This window comes from Amycolatopsis sp. DSM 110486 (genome assembly GCF_019468465.1).
Classification (GTDB): Bacteria; Actinomycetota; Actinomycetes; order Mycobacteriales; family Pseudonocardiaceae; genus Amycolatopsis.
The window spans coordinates 9,056,836-9,073,309 of sequence record NZ_CP080519.1 but is presented as its reverse complement, the minus strand read 5'-3'; the positions used below and the strand labels follow the sequence as shown (position 1 = coordinate 9,073,309).

Here is a 16,474-nt window from a genome sequence, read left to right as displayed (position 1 = left end):
CCTGATGAAGGACCTCCACATCGACGGAATCTGGACCGAAGCCGCCGACGAGGCGTGCTCGGAAGTGCTCAACCCCGCCAACGGCGAAGTGCTGGCCACCGTGGCCGTGGCGGGTACCGCCGAGGTCGGCGCCGCCGTGACCGCGGCCCGCCGGGCGTTCGACGCCGGGCCCTGGCGAAGAACGACCGCGGCCGACCGCGCGGACCTGCTCACCCGCATCGCCGCTCTACTGCAGCGCGACCGCGAGGACCTGGCCCGCACCGAAACGCTCGACACCGGCAAGACGCTGGCCGAGGGCCGCATCGACATCGACGACGTCACCGCGGTCTTCCGCTACTACGCCGCCCTGGCCGCGCACGACGCCGGGCGGGTGGTGGACACCGGCGACCCGCGCGCGATCAGCCGGATCACGCACGAACCGGTGGGTGTCTGCGCGCTTATCGCACCGTGGAACTACCCGCTGCTGCAGATGTCGTGGAAGCTCGCCCCGGCGCTGGCTGCGGGGAACACCACCGTGCTCAAACCGAGCGAGGTCACGCCGCTGTCCACGATCCGGCTCGTCGCGCTCACCGAAGAAGTGGGCGTGCCGCCCGGGGTGGTGAACCTGCTGCTCGGCCCGGGTGCGGTCGGCGCGACCCTGGTGGAGCACGCCGGCGTCGACCTCGTGTCCTTCACCGGCGGGCTCGCCACGGGCGAGAAGATCATGGCCGCGGCCGCGCGCGGCGTCCGGCGCGTGGCCCTCGAACTGGGCGGCAAGAACCCCAACGTGGTGTTCGACGACGCCGATTTCGAGACCGCGCTGGACTACGCGCTGGCCGCCGCGTTCGTCCACTCCGGACAGGTCTGCTCGGCGGGCGCGCGGCTGATCGTGCAGGACGGCGTGCACGACCGCTTCGTCGCCGAGCTCGCCGCGCGGGCCGACCGGATCCGCATCGGCGACGGGCTCGACCCCGCCAGCGAAGCGGGCCCGCTCGTGTCCGAACAGCACCGCGCGAAGATCGAGGGCTACATCGCCGGCGCCGTCAAGGCGGGTGCGAAGCTGCGCGCGGGCGGCGCCCGGCCCGACGATCCCGCGTTGCAGCGGGGGTTCTTCTTGCGCCCCACCGTGTTCTCCGGCTGCACCCGCGACATGGCCGTGGTGCGGGAGGAGGTCTTCGGGCCGGTGGTCACCGTGGAGCGGTTCACCGACGAGGCCGAGGCCATCACGCTCGCCAACGACACCGACTACGGGCTCGCCGGTGCCGTGTGGACTTCCGACGCGGGGCGGGCGCAGCGCGTGGCCGGGGCGCTGCGCCACGGCACCGTGTGGATCAACGACTACCACCCCTACCTGCCGCAGGCGGAGTGGGGCGGGTTCGGCCGGTCGGGCATCGGCCGTGAGCTCGGCCCCTCGGGGCTGGCGGAGTACCGCGAGACCAAGCACGTCTACCACAACATCGACCCCGTACCGCAGCGCTGGTTCAAAGGCTGATCCGCTCGCCCACCCCCTTGATCCCCCGCCCCACCACCTTTGAGGACGACGAACCATGACCACACGATCCAAGCCGGCGGGCGGGGGGTCCGCCGGGGACCACTCCGACAGCTCCGAGCTCGCCAAGTTCGGGTACCGCCAGGAACTCGAGCGCTCACTCGGCTCCTTCTCCAGCTTCGCCGCCGGGTTCAGCTACATCTCGATCATGACCGGCGTGTTCCAGCTGTTCTTCTTCGGCTTCGGCTCGGGCGGCCCAGCCTTCATCTGGACCTGGCCGCTCGTGTTCATCGGCCAGCTGGCCGTGGCGCTGTGCTTCGCCGAGCTGGCCGGGCAGTTCCCGCTCGCCGGTTCGGTGTACCAGTGGGCCAAGCAGATCGCGAAACCGGCGACATCGTGGCTCGCGGGCTGGATCATGATCATCGGCGCGATCGTGACGGCCGCGGCCGTCGCGGTGGCCTACCAGATCATCCTGCCGCAGGTCTCCACGGCGTTCCAGATCGTCGGCAGCGACTCCGACGCCGGCCTCACCTCCACCCCCGGTGGCGCGCAGAACGCGATCATCCTCGCGCTCGTGCTCGTGGTGTTCGCGACGATCGTGAACATCATCGGCGTGAAGCTCATGGCGAAGATCAACAACTTCGGCGTGGCCGTGGAGCTCGGCGCTAGCGTCCTGCTGATCATCGCGCTGGCTGTGCACATCAAACGCGGCCCAGGGCTGGTGTTCGACACCCACGGCACCGGCGACGGCCAGTCGCTCGGGTACCTCGGGGCGTTCCTGGTCGCGTCGCTGATGAGCGCGTATGTGTTCTACGGCTTCGACACCGCGGGCTCGCTCGCGGAGGAGACCACGCAGCCGCGCAAGCACGCGCCACGAGCGATCATCCGCGCGATCACGGCCGCGTTCATCGTGGGCGGGCTGATGATGCTCGTCGGAATGATGGCCGTCGGCGACCTGAACGCCGAGGAGCTCTCCACGTCCGGCATGCCGTACCTGCTCAAGAGCACGCTCGGCACCGGTCTCGGCGACGCGTTCCTGATCTGCTCGGCCATCGCGATCACGGTGTGCTGCCTGGCCGTGCAGACCGCCGCGATCCGCATGACCTTCGCGATGGCCCGCGACGGGCGGCTGCCGTTCAGCAAGGCGCTGGCGAAGGTGTCGCCGCGCTCGAAGACGCCGGTGCTGCCGGCGTTGATCACCGGCGGGCTCACGGTCGTGGTGCTGCTGATCAACCTCGGCAACCAGCGCGCGTTCTTCGTGCTCACCTCGACGGCGATCATCCTGTTCTACATCCCCTACCTGATGGTCACCGGCCCGATGCTGGTGCGCCGCCTGCGCGGGCAGTGGCCGCGCCCCGAGCACGGCCCGTACTTCAAGCTCGGCCGCTGGGGCACGCTCGTGAACTTCGTCGCGGTGCTCTACGGCGCCGGCATGACGATCAACCTGATCTGGCCGCGGGCCGAGGTCTACGGCGACGACCACTGGTACTTCCAGTGGGGTGCCGTGCTCATCACCGCATTGATCGTGCTCGTCGGCGGGGTCCTGCTGTGGGTCCGCCGGCGGCACTGGGCGGCCGCGCACACGAGCCCCGAACACCAGCCGGACACCCCGGCGCCCGGTTCCGTGACCGGCTGAGAGAAGGAGGAGACATGAGTACCGAGACCTACGACTTCGTCATCGTCGGCGGCGGGTCCGCGGGCTGCGCGCTCGCCAACCGCCTCTCCGCCGACCCCGCGACGAAGGTGCTGGTCCTCGAAGCCGGCCGCGAAGACGCGAAGTGGGACGTGTTCATCCACATGCCCGCCGCGCTGACATTCCCCATCGGCAGCAAGTACTACGACTGGGGCTACCGCAGCGAACCCGAGCCCCACATGAACCGGCGGCGGATCTACCACGCGCGCGGCAAGGTGCTCGGCGGTTCCAGCAGCATCAACGGGATGATCTTCCAGCGCGGCAACCCGCTCGACTACGAGCGCTGGGCGGGCGACCCCGGCATGTCCGAGTGGGACTACGCCCACTGCCTGCCGTACTTCCGCCGCATGGAGAACTGCCTCGCCGACGCGCCCGACGGGCCGTGGCGCGGCCACGACGGCCCGCTCGAGCTGGAACGCGGCCCGGCGACCAACCCGTTGTTCGAGGCGTTCTTCGACGCCGCGGTGCAGGCCGGTTACCCGCGTACCGACGACGTGAACGGCTACCGGCAAGAGGGTTTCGCCGCCTTCGACCGCAACGTCCGCAAGGGACGGCGGCTCTCGGCCGCCCGCGCGTACCTGCACCCGGTGCTGAACCGGAAGAACCTCACCGTGAAGACCCATGCGTTCGTGTCGCAGATCCTCTTCGACGGCACCCGCGCGATCGGCGTCGAGTACGCGCAGGGCCGCGGCGCGCCCGGGGAGGTGTACGGCAAGGAGATCATCCTGTGCGGCGGCGCGATCAACACGCCGCAATTGCTGCAGCTCTCCGGCGTCGGCAACGCGGCCGAGCTGGAGAAGCTGGGCATCGACGTGGTGCGCGATCTGCCGGGCGTCGGGGAGAACCTGCAGGACCACCTCGAGGTCTACATCCAGTACGCGTGCAAGCAGCCGGTGTCGATGCAGCCCTCGCTCGCGAAGTGGAAGCGACCGTGGATCGGTGCGCAGTGGCTGTTCCTGCGCTCGGGACCCGCGGCCACCAACCACTTCGAGGGTGGCGGGTTCGTCCGCAGCAACGACGCGGTGGAATACCCCAACCTGATGTTCCACTTCCTGCCCATCGCCATCCGCTACGACGGCTCGGTGCCGGCGGGCGGGCACGGCTACCAGGTGCACGTCGGGCCGATGTACGCCGACACCCGCGGAACGGTGAAGATCACCTCCACCGACCCGCGCGAGCACCCGGCGCTGCGGTTCAACTATCTGTCCACGGAGAACGACCGCCGCGAGTGGGTGGAGGCCGTGCGGGTGGCGCGCAAGATCCTCAACCAGAGCGCCCTCGACCCGTTCAACGGCGGTGAGATCTCGCCCGGGCCGGCTGTGGAGACCGACGAGGAAATTCTCGACTGGGTCGCCAAGGACGCCGAGACCGCGCTGCACCCCTCGTGCACCGCGAAGATGGGCGTGGACGAACTGTCCGTGGTGGACCCGGGCAGCATGCGCGTGCACGGCATCCAGGGCCTGCGAGTGGTCGACGCGTCGGTGCTGCCCTACATCCCCAACGGCAACATCTACGCGCCGGTGATGATGACCGCCGAGAAGTCCGCGGACCTGATCCTCGGCAACACCCCGCTCGCGCCGATCAAGCAGCCCTTCTACCGCCACAGTCCCGCGTAGCCGCCGGTCTGCCGGACCCGTGCGCCCACCCGGCGCACGGGTCTGCGGTGTGCCCGGGAACAGGCCACAAAATCCGCCCCGATCGGACCCCGGACACCTCTTGACGGCGCCCCAGCCGCGCACTCAGACTTGTTGCGTATCGCGTTCTGCGTTCCCCCATACGCAACACGATGCCCATCAAAAGCACCCCATCAAAAGCACACCCCAGCTCCTCCCGGAGGCCCAGATGCTGCGCGCGTGCACAGTGGACGAACTGTCCCCCGGCGAATCCGTCCGGATCGCGGGGCCCGAGCCGATCGCGGTGTTCAACGCCGACGGCGAGCTCTACGCGATCGGCGACACGTGCAGCCACCAGGACACGTCCCTGGCCGACGGCTGGCTTGAAGGCTGCTTCGTCGAATGCCCGCTGCACGCGGCACTGTTCGACCTGAGGACGGGGATGCCGTCATGCCTGCCCGCGAAGGAGCCGGTGCGCACGTACGAGGTGCTCGTCGACGGTGGCGTGATCTACGTGCAGGCGGAGCGCGCCGAGGATGCCGCGTGAAAAGCGTCGCGATCGTCGGCGCTTCGCTCGCCGGGGCGCGAGCCGCGCAGGAGCTGCGCGCGCAGGGGTTCGACGGCCGGGTAGTGCTCGTCGGGGCCGAACCGCACCTGCCCTACGACCGGCCACCGCTGTCGAAGGCCTTCCTCGCCGGCACCGCCGAGAGGGAGTCGCTGGACCTGCTCGACGCCGACGACACGGCGTCGCTGGAGCTGCGGCTGGGCACCCGGGCGGAACGGCTCGACGCCGCCGCCGGCCGGCTCGTGCTCTCCGACGGCGGTGACCTGGCGGTGGACGGCGTCGTGCTCGCCACGGGCGGGCGCGCGCGGACGCTGCCCGGCACGGAGGGCGTCGCCGGGGTCCACGTGCTGCGGACGCTGGACGACGCGCTGGCCCTGCGCGCCGAACTGGTGGCGGGCGCGCGGGTGGTGATCGTGGGCGCCGGGTTCATCGGGGCGGAGGTCGCGTCGACCTGCCGCGCGCTTGGTCTCGACGTCACCGTGCTCGAAGCGCTGGCCACGCCGCTCGAACGCGTGCTGGGGCCACAGCTGGCCGAGGTGTGCTCGCGGCTGCACGATCGCCATGGCACGGTCCTGCGCTGCGGCGCCGCCGTCGACGAGCTCGTGACCGCGGGCGGGCGGGTGACCGGCGTCCGGCTCGTGGGCGGTGAGGAACTGTCGGCCGACGTGGTCGTCGTCGGCATCGGCATGGTGCCCGCGACCGAGTGGCTGGCCGGTTCGGGCCTCGAGGTGGACAACGGCGTGCACGTCTCGAGCGGGCTCGTCACCGCGCTGCCCAACGTGGTCGCGGCCGGCGACGTCGCGGCCTACCGGTCGGCGGCCCACCCGTCGGAGAAAATCGGGCGGCGGCACCGGCACGAGCACTGGACCAACGCGAGCGAGCAAGCCGGTGTCGCCGTCGCGAACCTGCTCGCCGGCACCACCACCCGGCACTACACGCCGAGCGGCTACGTCTGGTCGGACCAGTACGAGGGCACCCTGCAGCTCGCCGGCCACCCCGAGCCCGGTGACGAGGTCGTGTTCACCGAGGGCGGCCCCGACGACCCCGCGTTCGTGGCGACTTACCAGCGCAATGGAGTGACGGTCGGGGTCTTCGCCCTCAACAGTGCCAAGCAGTTCACCCGGTTGCGGCGCCAGGCCTTGCGGCGGCCCGCCCCCGTGGCCTGAACTGCGAGGATGGAACGCCGCCAGCTTCAGTACTTCCTCGCCGTCGTCGACCACGGCGGTTTCACCAACGCGGCCCGGCGGCTGCACGTCGCGCAGCCGTCGCTCTCGCACGCCGTGCGCACGCTGGAAAAGGAGCTCGGCGGACTGCTGTTCCACCGCCTGCCCCACGGCGCCACGCTGACGCCGGCCGGCACGGCGCTCGTCGCCCCGGCCCGGCAGATCCTGCGCGACCTTCGCACGGCCGACGCGTCCGTGCGCGAGGTCCTCGGTCTCGACGGCGGGACGCTGGACCTCGCGTCGCAGACCACGCTCGCCGTCGACCCGCTCGCGAAGCTGCTCGGCCGGTTCCGCGCGGCGCACCCCCGGGTCCTCGTGCGCGTGCGGGCGCCGGAGACGGGCTCGGACGTCGTGAACCGCGTCCGAAATGGACAGAGCGAGGTCGGTCTCGTCGAGTCCGGTGCCGAAACGCCGGGGCTCGCCGGGCTCGACCTCGCCGAGCAGGAGGTGTTCGCCGTGCTGCCCGCGGACTCGCCGGTGCGCGACGTGCTGCCGGTGACCGAGCTCGCCGCGCTGGACCTGGTCACCACCCCGCCGGGCACGGCGACGCGGTGGATCGTCGAGGAAGCCCTGCGCGGCACGGCCGAGCCCCGCGTCGTCGTGGAGACCGAGCACCGCGCGATGATCGTGCCCCTCGTGCTGGCCGGGGCCGGTGCGGCGCTGCTGCCCCGCGCGATGGCCGAAGACGCCTGTCGCCAGGGCGCGATCACCGTGCCACTGGACCCGCCGTTGCTGCGGCGCGGCCGGATGGTCTGGCGCGCCGGGCCGCTCTCCCCTGCCGCGGAACGGTTCCTGGCCCTGGCCGGCGAGGGCCCATAAAGATCACCTCTCGGCCTGATCGGATTCCGGTCTGGGCCACCCCCGTCCGGAGCCTGACCGCCGGGGCCGGCCGCTGTGAAGCTCGTTGGCGTCCACTTCGGAAGGAGCCCTTCATGTCCGCGTTCCCCGCCGGGCGCCACGTACTGCCGCGCCCGGACGTCCCCGTGCCCGCGCCGGCCGCACTCGACGTGCGCGAGCAGCGCGGCCAGGGAACGCCGATCGGGCCGGTACCACCACCGGACGGCGCGCCGAACGTCGTGGTGGTGCTGGCCGACGACCTGGGCTTCGGCACGTCGAGCGCGTTCGGCGGCCCGTGCGCCATGCCGACGGCCGACCGGCTCGCGGCCGGCGGGCTGCGCTACACGCGCTTCCACGTCACCGCGCTGTGCTCACCGACCCGCCAGGCACTGCTGACCGGACGCAACCACCACTCCGTCGGCATGGGCGGCACCACGGAGATGGCGACCTCGGCGCCGGGTTACCACGGCTTTCGCCCGCGCAGTGCCGCCACGCTCGCGCAGATCCTGCAGGGCAACGGGTACAGCACCGCCGCGTTCGGCAAGTGGCACCAGACGCCGCCGCGCGAGATCAGCGCGGTCGGCCCCTTCGACCGGTGGCCGACCGGCGAGGGGTTCGACACCTTCTACGGCTTCCTGGGCGCGGAGATGAACCACTGGTACCCGTTGCTGTACCAGGGAACCACGCCGGTCGAACCCGGCCGGCGGCCGGAGGACGGCTACCACCTGACCGAGGACCTCGTCGACCACGCCGTCGACTGGGTGCGCACGCAGCGCACGCTCACACCCGACCGCCCGTTCTTCACCTACCTCGCCCTCGGCGCCGCCCACGCGCCGCTGCACGTCGGCCGCGAATGGCGCGAGCGGCACCGCGGCCGGTTCGACCACGGCTGGGACCGGCAGCGGGAGCTGACGCTGGCGCGGCAGAAGGAGCTCGGCGTGGTGCCCGGAGACACCGAACTCGCGCCGTGGGCCGAAGGCGTGCCGCGCTGGGACGAGCTCGACGACACCCGCCGACGGCTGGCCGCGCGGTTCATGGAGACGTTCGCGGGGTTCGTCGAACACGCCGACACGCAGGTGGGCCGGTTCGTCTCCGCGCTCGACGAGCTGGGCGAGCTCGACAACACACTGTTCCTCTACCTGCTCGGCGACAACGGCGCGTCGGGCGAAGGCGGCATCGAGGGCACTCTCGTGGAACACCGGCTGGGCCACGGGCTCGTCGACGACCCGGAGGAGATGATCCGCCACCTCGACGAGATCGGGGACCCCAGCACCTACCCGATCGCGCCCGCCGGGTGGGCGCTCGCGCTGAACACGCCGTACCAGTGGACGAAACAGGTCGCCTCGCACCTCGGTGGCACCCGCGACGGGCTGATCGTGCACTGGCCCGCGGGCGGCGCCGAGGCCGGCGGGCTGCGCCACCAGTACGGCCACGTGATCGACGTGCTGCCCACGATCCTCGACTGCGCGGGCATTCCCGCGCCCCACAGCGTCGACGGCGTGCACCAGCAGCCGATCGAGGGCGTGAGCCTGCGCGAGACGATCACCGACGCCGCCGCGCCCGAGCGCCACCACACGCAGTACTACGAGATGTGCGGCAACCGCGGGATCTACCACGAGGGCTGGACCGCGGTGACGCGCCACGGCGTGCCGTGGGAGATGGTGGCGACGAAGCGTCGGCCGTTCTCCGACGACGTCTGGGAGCTCTACGACCTCACCCGCGACTGGAGCCAGGCCCGCGACCTCGCCGCCGACCACCCCGCGAAACTGCGGGAGCTGCAGGACCTTTTCCTCGTGGAGGCGGCGAAACACCAGGTGTTCCCGCTCGACGACCGCGTCACCGAACGCGAGAACCCCGTGCTGGCGGGGCGGCTCGACCTGCTGGGCGCGCGAACGTCGGTGACCTACCGCGGCGGGATGCGGCGCTTCACCGAGGAGACCACGCCGAACGTCAAGAACCGCTCCCACGTCATCACCGCCGACGTCGACCTGCCCGCCACGCCCGCGTCCGGCGTCGTCATCGCGCAGGGCGGCCGCTTCGGTGGCTGGACGCTGTACTTCGCCGACGGCCGCCCGGTCTACGTCTACAACTACTTCGGCCTCGAGCACTTCACCGCGGCGGCGACCGACCCGCTCGCCCCGGGCCGCCACGAGCTGCGCCTCGAGTTCACCTACGACGGCGGCGAGCCCGGCCTCGGTGGCGAAGCCGTGCTCACCGCCGACGGCGAGAAGCTCGCGGCGGCCCGCGTGGAGCGGACGATCGCGTACTACTTCTCCTTCGACGAGACACTCGACGTGGGCGTCGACCTCGGCACGCCGGTGTCCGACGCTTATGCCGCCGGGACCAACGCGTTCACGGGGCTCGTGCACACGGTCCGGATCGACCTCGGTCCGGCCGCCGAAGTGGCTGAAGCCGACGGTGGCCTGCAGCGACGGATCATGGGCGCCCAGTGACCACCCCCGGATGATCAGTGCTCTGACCGGCCGTTAACCTAGTTCCCTAGTCAATTGGGGTAGCGGATACAGGAGTAACGGACACGGTGTTCGAGTTCCGGTTCGAGAGTGGTTCGGGTGTGCCGCCGTACCTGCAGCTGGTGCGGCAGGTCGAGCACGCCGTGCGGCTCGGCGAGCTCAAGCGGGGCGACCGGCTGCCGACGGTCAAAGAGGTCGCGCGGCAGCTCGTGATCAACCCGAACACCGTGCAGAAGGCGTATCGCGAGCTGGACCACCGCGGCATCGTGCGCGGCCGGCCCGGGATGGGCACGTTCGTCGCGCGCGACGACCCGGCAGGCGTGTCGCCCGAACGGCAGGCGCAGCTGCGCGCCGGGTTCGAGCGGTGGATCAACGAGGCCCGCGGGTCGGGCCTGACCGTCGCCGACGTCGAGGCCCTCGTCTCGTCCGTGCTCCTGCGCATCGGAAAACGTTCTGGGAAGGACAATGAGTGAGCACAGCGGCGATCGCGACCCATGCCCTGGGCCGGCGCTACGGTCGCGCCTGGGGGCTTCGGGATTGCACACTCGAAATCGGCGAGGGTCGCGTGGTCGGCCTCGTCGGACCCAATGGTGCGGGGAAGTCGACCCTGCTGAACCTCCTGGCCGGGCTCCTGCGGCCCTCGGCCGGGAACCTCGAGCTGTTCGGCCGCCCGGTGAAGCCGGGACAGCCGACCGACGGCGTCGCATACCTCGACCAGCGGCATTCGCTCTATGAATCGTTCCGAGTGCGCGAGATGCTCGAAGCCGCGCGCCGGCTCAACCGGCGCTGGGACCACCGCGCGGCGCTCGACCGCGTGCGTGAGCTGGGCATTCCACTGCAACGCCGCGTCGGCGAGCTCTCCGGGGGCCAGCGGGCACAGGTGGCGCTGAGCGTCGCGCTCGCGCGGCGACCGGAGCTGCTGGTGCTCGACGAGCCCGTCGCGAGTCTCGACCCGCTCGCCCGCCGCGACCTCATGGGCAGCCTGATGGCGGCGAAGGCCGACCACGACTGCACGGTCGTGCTGTCCTCGCACGTCGTGTCCGAGCTGGAGCGGCTGTGCGACCACCTCGTGGTGCTCGATCACGGCCGGGTCGTGCTGTCCGGCGACGTCGACGACCTCATGGCGGAGCACGTGCGGCTCACCGGTCCGGCGTCCACTGTGGACGAGATCCGGAGCGTCCCGCTGTCCTGCGAACGCCGGGGCGACGCGGCCACGATGCTCCTGCGCGGTCCGCGGCCGGCGCTTCCGCCGGGCTGGCGCGCCGAGCCGGTATCGCTGGAAGACCTCGTGCTGCACCACCTCGCGGCCGGGCGGCCGAAGGAGGTCGCGGCGTGATCTGGGTTTCCTGGCGGCAGGACCGGGCGCGGCTGCTGGGCCTCGCCGTCCTGTTCGTCGTACTGGCCGCGGGCTACGTGGCGATGGGCGCCGGCATGCGGTCATCGCTGTCCACAGTGGACCTGCCCGATTGCTTCGCCGGTGCACCGGACCCGCGGTGCGGTGACTGGCCGGCGCTGATCGCCTTCGTGCACAACTACGCGCAGCTGCTGCTGACGCTCCTGCCCGCCGCGCTCGGCATGTTCCTCGGCGCGCCCGTCGTGGCCACGGAGCTGGAGCACCACACGTTCCGGTTCACCTGGACGCAGTCGGTGACCCGCGGCCGTTGGCTGGGCTCGAAGCTGCTGCTCGGCGGTGCGTTCTCCGTGGCCTACGGGCTCGTCTTCGCCGCCGCGTACGCGTGGTGGTTCGCGCCGGCCACGCAGGTCGACGGCTGGTTCCCGACCTTCGACTTCGGGCTTGTTTCCTTTCCGGCGACCTGCCTGTTCGGCTTCGCGCTCGGAGTCGCCGGCGGCGCGGTGTTCCGGCGGACGCTCGCCGGCGCGGCCGTGGCGCTCGTGGGCTTCCTGCCGGTGATCGTGGTCGTGAAGAACCTCGTGCGCCCGCGGCTGCTCTCCCCCGTGCTCACCGAGCAGACCCACTTCGGCGACCTCACCGTCGGCACGCAGGTGTTCCGCGACGGAGCCGGCGTGATCCACGGCTACGACGAAACCCTGGCCCTGGCCGGGGTCCCGCGGCCCCCGATCCCGGGGATGGAGCCGGTCGACAAGCTGGCCGCGGCCGGGTTCACCCGGCTGTACCCCGTGCAGCCGGCCGGGCGGTTCTGGACGTTGCAGCTGTGCGAGGCGGGTCTGTTCGTGCTGCTGGCCGCGCTGTGCGTGGCAGGGGCGTTCTGGTGGGTCCGTCGGCGCCTGGCCTGAGCACCGCGTACGGAGCGGCGGAGCGGGTGAGCACCTGGGCGCAGGCGAAGCCCGGGGGCACCCGCCCCGCGCGCAGCTCCTCCCGCACGACGCGGGCCCTCGCGACGTGCCGCGCGAACGAGCGGCTCCGCACGATCCGCGCGCGGCGGTGCTGCCCCGCCAGCGCCTCCTCGGCGGTCGCGTCGAGCCACAGCAACCGGGCCGGACGCCGGGTGCCCCGGGCCACCAGACCTAGCCACCGGCGTGTCGACGCGCGGGTGGCGGGCTCGTGCACGACCAGCGGCCCGCGTCGCAGAGCCGCGAACAGCACGATCCGCGCGCGGTGGCACACGTGCACCACCGGCCGGTAGAGCCGGTACGGCACGGCGGCGGGCAGCACGGCTCCGAGGCGGCCGCGGACCTGGTCCGAATCGAGCACGCGCAGGGAGCCGGCGGCGTGGCGCAGCAGGGTCGTCTTGCCGGCTCCGGGCAGTCCCGCCACCACGAGCAGGTCGCGGCTCCCGAGCTCGATCACCGTGCGCTCCATGCCCTGACAACGGGCAACGAAAGGTAATGGTTCCTTTACTTTTTCCTCACGTGCGATTGACCCGGTGCGCGCCGCTCCCCTTCAGCCACCGCGCCACGGCCTTGCCGGCCTCCCACAGGATCAGCAGCGCGACCGCCGGGACCAGGGCCCAGAAGAACTCCGTCAGCGTCAGGTCCGTGGTGCCCAGCAGCTTGTTGAAGACGTCCATCTTGATGACCAGCACCGCGAGCACGAACTCGCCCAGCATCGCCCAGTTCATCTGCTTGCTGTCGAACGTGGCGATCGTGAGTGCGGTCCCCGTCTCGCTGCGGCATTCGACCGCCGCCACGATCAAGCACATTGCGAAGGCCGTGAACGCGATCGTAGTGGCGACCTCGGCGCTGCCGAAGTACGCCTGGCCCAGCGAAAGCAGCAGGAGCAGTCCGACGGTCACGACCAGCCCGGAGAGCCCGACGGTGACGAACACCGGGCGGGTGAGCACCGACTCGCCGCGCGGCCGCGGTTTCAGCCCCATGAGCCCCGGTGTTTCGCGGTCGAAGCCGAGCGCGAACCCGAAGGGCGCGTTCACCACGAAGTGGATCCACAGGACCTGCGCCGGCGTGAACGGCTCGCCGGCGGCGATGTTGAACAGGCTGGCGCCCAGGAACGTCAGCACGAACACGACCAGCAGCACCAGGACGAAGCGGATGTACTTCGTGAGGTTGTCGTAGATCTTGCGGCCCTGCTCGACGGCGAACACGATCGTCGCGAAGTTGTCGTCCGACAGGATCATCCGGCTCGCGTTCTTCGCGACGTCGGTGCCGCTGCCCATCGCGATCCCGAGGTCCGCCGCCTTGATGGCCGGCGCGTCGTTCACGCCGTCGCCGGTCATCGCGACGACGTCGCCCTTCTTCTTGAGCGTGTCGGCCAGGATCACCTTGTGTTCCGGGGAAACGCGCCCCACGATGCCGATGTCGTCGATGCGGGACAACCGTTCGGCCTCGGGCAGGTCCGCGAACTCCGAGCCCAGGACCGCGTCACCCGGGATGCCGAGCTGCTTCGCGATCGCCGCACCGGTGGTGACGTCGTCGCCGGTCACCATGCGCACCCGGATGTGGGCCGCCTGTGCGCTGGCCACCGCGGATTGGGACTGCTCACGCGGCGGGTCGACCATCGCGACCAGGCTCATCACCTGCAGGCCGGTCACGTAGGACAGCAAGTCGCCTTCAGGGTCGAACGCGGCCGGGTCGAGGTCGCACTGGGCGGCGGCCATCACACGCCGGCCCTGCGCTTCCATACTCTTCATGCGTTCGCGGGCCTGCCGGTCCACGGCGTCGTCCCAGGGCACGGACTCGCCGCCCGACAAGGCGGTCGCGGCGCGGTCCAGCACCGCGGGCGCGGCGCCTTTCACGAAGCAGCGCACCACCTCCCGGCCCGAGTCGTCGGTCGTCGGGTGGAAGGTTGCCATCAGCTTGTACGACGGGTCGAAGGGCAAGGTCGCCGTGCGCGGCAGCTTCTCCAGCGTGGCGTCGACGTCGAGGCCGGCTTTGGCGCCGAGCACGAGCAGGGCACCCTCCGTGGGATCGCCGACGACCTTGCCGTCGACGATCTTCGCGTCGCTGGCGAGCAGGTAGGGCAGGATCGCGCTCTCGATGCCGCCCGCCGAACCGGCGGCGTGGTGCACCTTGCCGTCGAGGCTGTACCCGATGCCGCTCACGGTGTAGCGGTCGGTGTGGTTCACCACCTCGACGGCGGTCATCTGGTTCATCGTCAGCGTGCCGGTCTTGTCCGAGTTGATCGCGGAGGTGAACCCGAGGGTCTCGACCGAAGGGAGGTCCTTGACGATCGCGTTGCGCTTGGCCAGGTCCACGCTGCCGAGCGACAGGATCACCTGGCTCACCGTGGGCAGCGCCTCGGGGATGGCCGCGATCGCCAGCGAGATCGCGCTCACGAACAGGACGTCCCACGACAGACCACGGCCGCGGCCCAGCACGAACATCACGACCATGGTGATCCCGGCCGCCGCGGCGATCCACAGCGTGAGCGTGTTCAGCTGCTTCGTCAGCGGCGACTTCTCGCGCGTCGTGGCCGACAGCATCCCCGAGATCTTGCCCAGCTCCGTTTCCTGGCCGGTGCCGGTCACGATGACGGTCGCGCTGCCGTGCGTGACCGGGCAGTTCATGAACGCCATGTTCGACTGGTCACCGGGGCCGAGCTTGCCGGCGGGCAACGCGACCGCGTCCTTCACCGCCGGTGTGCTCTCGCCCGTCAGCGACGACTCGTCGATCTGCAACGCGTTGGCCACGACGATGCGGCAGTCGGCGGGGACCTGGTCGCCCGCAGTGATCAGCACGACGTCGCCGACCACGATCTTTTCGGCCGGCACCGCTTCTTCGACCCCGTCGCGGCGCACCCGCGCGGTCGCCTTCATCATCGATTTCAGCGCGTTCATCGCGCTCTCGGCTTTGCCCTCCTGGCGCAGGCCCGCGATCGCGTTGCCGACGGTGAGCACCAGCAGCAGCGTGGCCGTGCCCCACTGCTTGATCACCAGCGACACCGCGGCGGCCGCGACCAGGATGAGCTGCATGTAGCTGGTGTACTGCTCGAGGAACCGCAGCCAGGCCGCTTTCGGTTTCTCCTCGGGCAGCGCGTTGGGACCGTTCACGCTCAGCCGCTCCGCCGCCGTCGCCGAGGAGAGCCCGAACTCCAGGTCGACGCCGAACGCCGAGGCCACGTCGCCGGGGGTGCGTGAGTACCAGTTGTGCTCTTTCGCCGGCGCGTGCTCCTGTGCGACCATTTCCGCCCTCCGATCGCCGTGAGCCGAAACCGCGGTCGTCAGTGCTTCGTTTTCTTCTTCTTGTCCCGTTTCTTCTTCTCGGCGGCGGCGTACGGGTCGGCCGGCGCGCCTTCGGGTGCTTCGCTTTCCAGCTCCGCCCGCGCGACGAGGAGGTCGTCGCGCCGCTCGTCACTCACCGTCGGGTACTGGGGGTCGATGTCGATCAGGGTGTGCGCCAGCACGGCGGCCGCGCACGTGCGGGCGAACCACTTGCGGTCGGCCGGGATCACGTACCACGGAGCCCATTCCGTGCTCGTCGCCGAGAGCACCTTGGAGAACGCTCGCTGGTAGTCGTCCCAGAACCGGCGTTCGCGGGCGTCGGCCGCGGAGAACTTCCAGTTGCGGTCGGGCCGGTCGATCCGCCTGAGGAACCGCGTGCGCTGCTCTTCCTTCGACAGGTTGAGGAACATCTTCACGATCTTGAACCCGTTGTCGGTCAGGTAGCGTTCCCAGTCGTTGATCTCCCGGAACCGGCGCGCCCACACGTGCCCGCGCCGCGCCGACGCGGGCAGCTGCTGGTGGTCCAGGTGCTCCGGGTGCACCCGCACCACGAGCACCTCTTCGTAGTGCGACCGGTTGAAGATCCCGATGTCCCCGCGCGCGGGGAGCCGGCGCGCGTAGCGCCACAGGTAGTCGTGGTCCAGCTCCTCGGACGAGGGCACCTTGAACCCGCTCACCCGCACGCCCTGCGGGTTCACGCCGCTCATCACGTGCCGGATCGTGCCGTCCTTGCCGCCGGCGTCCAATGCCTGCAGGCAGACCAGCACGCCGTAGGTGTTCTGGGCGGCCAGGCGCCGCTGGTAGTCCGCCAGCAGGGTGACTCCCGCCGCGAGCAGCTCGCGGCCGTCCTTCTTGCGCAGCACGTCACCTCGGTAGGCCGGGTCGAAGTCCCGGGAGAGACGGACCTTCGACCCCGGCTCGACGCGCAGCGGCCTGATGAACTCCGCGATCCGCTCGGCCCGCTTATCGCCCGCCATGGTTCAGTCCTCTTCGCACCGACCAGGGTC

The 16,474-nt window shown here is 70.9% G+C and carries 12 protein-coding genes; 9 read left to right on the top strand and 3 right to left on the bottom strand.

Features of this window, described 5'->3' with window-relative positions:
* The first annotated feature begins 4 nt into the window (after positions 1 to 4).
* From K1T34_RS43865 to K1T34_RS43825, 9 genes are all read left to right on the top strand, one after another.
* Positions 5 to 1,471 (top strand): aldehyde dehydrogenase family protein, encoded by a 1,467-nt coding sequence (locus K1T34_RS43865; RefSeq protein ID WP_220240531.1) that lies wholly within the window; start codon positions 5 to 7, stop codon positions 1,469 to 1,471.
* Positions 1,472 to 1,526: 55 nt separating this feature from the next.
* A complete protein-coding gene (locus tag K1T34_RS43860) occupies positions 1,527 to 3,104 on the top strand; it encodes an amino acid permease (protein ID WP_220240530.1) in 1,578 nt (525 codons plus the stop codon).
* A gap of 14 nt (positions 3,105 to 3,118) precedes the next feature.
* The gene (gene betA, locus K1T34_RS43855) at positions 3,119 to 4,777 is read left to right on the top strand and encodes a choline dehydrogenase (RefSeq protein ID WP_220240529.1); all 1,659 of its coding nucleotides are present in this window, start codon (positions 3,119 to 3,121) and stop codon (positions 4,775 to 4,777) included.
* Positions 4,778 to 5,003: 226 nt separating this feature from the next.
* The gene (locus K1T34_RS43850) at positions 5,004 to 5,321 is read left to right on the top strand and encodes a bifunctional 3-phenylpropionate/cinnamic acid dioxygenase ferredoxin subunit (RefSeq protein ID WP_220240528.1); all 318 of its coding nucleotides are present in this window, start codon (positions 5,004 to 5,006) and stop codon (positions 5,319 to 5,321) included.
* Positions 5,318 to 6,505 (top strand): NAD(P)/FAD-dependent oxidoreductase, encoded by a 1,188-nt coding sequence (locus K1T34_RS43845; protein ID WP_220240527.1) that lies wholly within the window; start codon positions 5,318 to 5,320, stop codon positions 6,503 to 6,505. Before K1T34_RS43850 ends, K1T34_RS43845 begins: the two co-directional genes overlap by 4 nt.
* Before the next feature lie 9 nt (positions 6,506 to 6,514).
* Positions 6,515 to 7,381 (top strand): LysR family transcriptional regulator, encoded by an 867-nt coding sequence (locus tag K1T34_RS43840; protein WP_220240526.1) that lies wholly within the window; start codon positions 6,515 to 6,517, stop codon positions 7,379 to 7,381.
* 113 nt (positions 7,382 to 7,494) lie between these two features.
* A complete protein-coding gene (locus K1T34_RS43835) occupies positions 7,495 to 9,852 on the top strand; it encodes an arylsulfatase (RefSeq protein ID WP_220240525.1) in 2,358 nt (785 codons plus the stop codon).
* Between the two features lie 86 nt (positions 9,853 to 9,938).
* Positions 9,939 to 10,343, top strand: a complete 405-nt coding sequence (locus tag K1T34_RS43830; RefSeq protein ID WP_220240524.1) for a GntR family transcriptional regulator — start codon at positions 9,939 to 9,941, stop codon at positions 10,341 to 10,343.
* On the top strand, positions 10,340 to 11,206 hold the full coding sequence (locus K1T34_RS43825) for an ABC transporter ATP-binding protein (RefSeq protein WP_220240523.1): 867 nt from the start codon (positions 10,340 to 10,342) through the stop codon (positions 11,204 to 11,206). The genes K1T34_RS43830 and K1T34_RS43825 overlap by 4 nt, the downstream gene beginning before the upstream one ends.
* A 786-nt stretch (positions 11,207 to 11,992) precedes the next feature.
* Here K1T34_RS43825 and K1T34_RS43820 read toward each other — a convergent pair.
* The 3 genes from K1T34_RS43820 to K1T34_RS43810 are packed head-to-tail and all read right to left on the bottom strand — an operon-like array spanning position 11,993 to position 16,444.
* A complete protein-coding gene (locus K1T34_RS43820) occupies positions 11,993 to 12,640 on the bottom strand; it encodes an AAA family ATPase (protein WP_370643536.1) in 648 nt (215 codons plus the stop codon).
* A gap of 58 nt (positions 12,641 to 12,698) precedes the next feature.
* Positions 12,699 to 15,428 (bottom strand): HAD-IC family P-type ATPase, encoded by a 2,730-nt coding sequence (locus K1T34_RS43815; RefSeq protein ID WP_220240521.1) that lies wholly within the window; start codon positions 15,426 to 15,428, stop codon positions 12,699 to 12,701.
* A gap of 38 nt (positions 15,429 to 15,466) precedes the next feature.
* Positions 15,467 to 16,444, bottom strand: coding sequence for a polyphosphate kinase 2 family protein (locus K1T34_RS43810; RefSeq protein ID WP_220240520.1), 978 nt, complete (start codon positions 16,442 to 16,444; stop codon positions 15,467 to 15,469).
* Between the last annotated feature and the right edge of the window lie 30 nt (positions 16,445 to 16,474).

Excerpts from the sequence above, each read along its gene's own strand:
- K1T34_RS43810 (WP_220240520.1), bottom strand. The coding sequence starts at position 16,444 with ATGGCGGGCGATAAGCGGGCCGAGCGGATCGCGGAGTTCATCAGGCCG.
- K1T34_RS43815 (WP_220240521.1), bottom strand. The coding sequence starts at position 15,428 with ATGGTCGCACAGGAGCACGCGCCGGCGAAAGAGCACAACTGGTACTCA.
- K1T34_RS43865 (WP_220240531.1), top strand. The coding sequence starts at position 5 with ATGAAGGACCTCCACATCGACGGAATCTGGACCGAAGCCGCCGACGAG.
- K1T34_RS43860 (WP_220240530.1), top strand. The coding sequence starts at position 1,527 with ATGACCACACGATCCAAGCCGGCGGGCGGGGGGTCCGCCGGGGACCAC.
- betA (WP_220240529.1), top strand. The coding sequence starts at position 3,119 with ATGAGTACCGAGACCTACGACTTCGTCATCGTCGGCGGCGGGTCCGCG.
- K1T34_RS43835 (WP_220240525.1), top strand. The coding sequence starts at position 7,495 with ATGTCCGCGTTCCCCGCCGGGCGCCACGTACTGCCGCGCCCGGACGTC.
- K1T34_RS43850 (WP_220240528.1), top strand. The coding sequence starts at position 5,004 with ATGCTGCGCGCGTGCACAGTGGACGAACTGTCCCCCGGCGAATCCGTC.
- K1T34_RS43840 (WP_220240526.1), top strand. The coding sequence starts at position 6,515 with ATGGAACGCCGCCAGCTTCAGTACTTCCTCGCCGTCGTCGACCACGGC.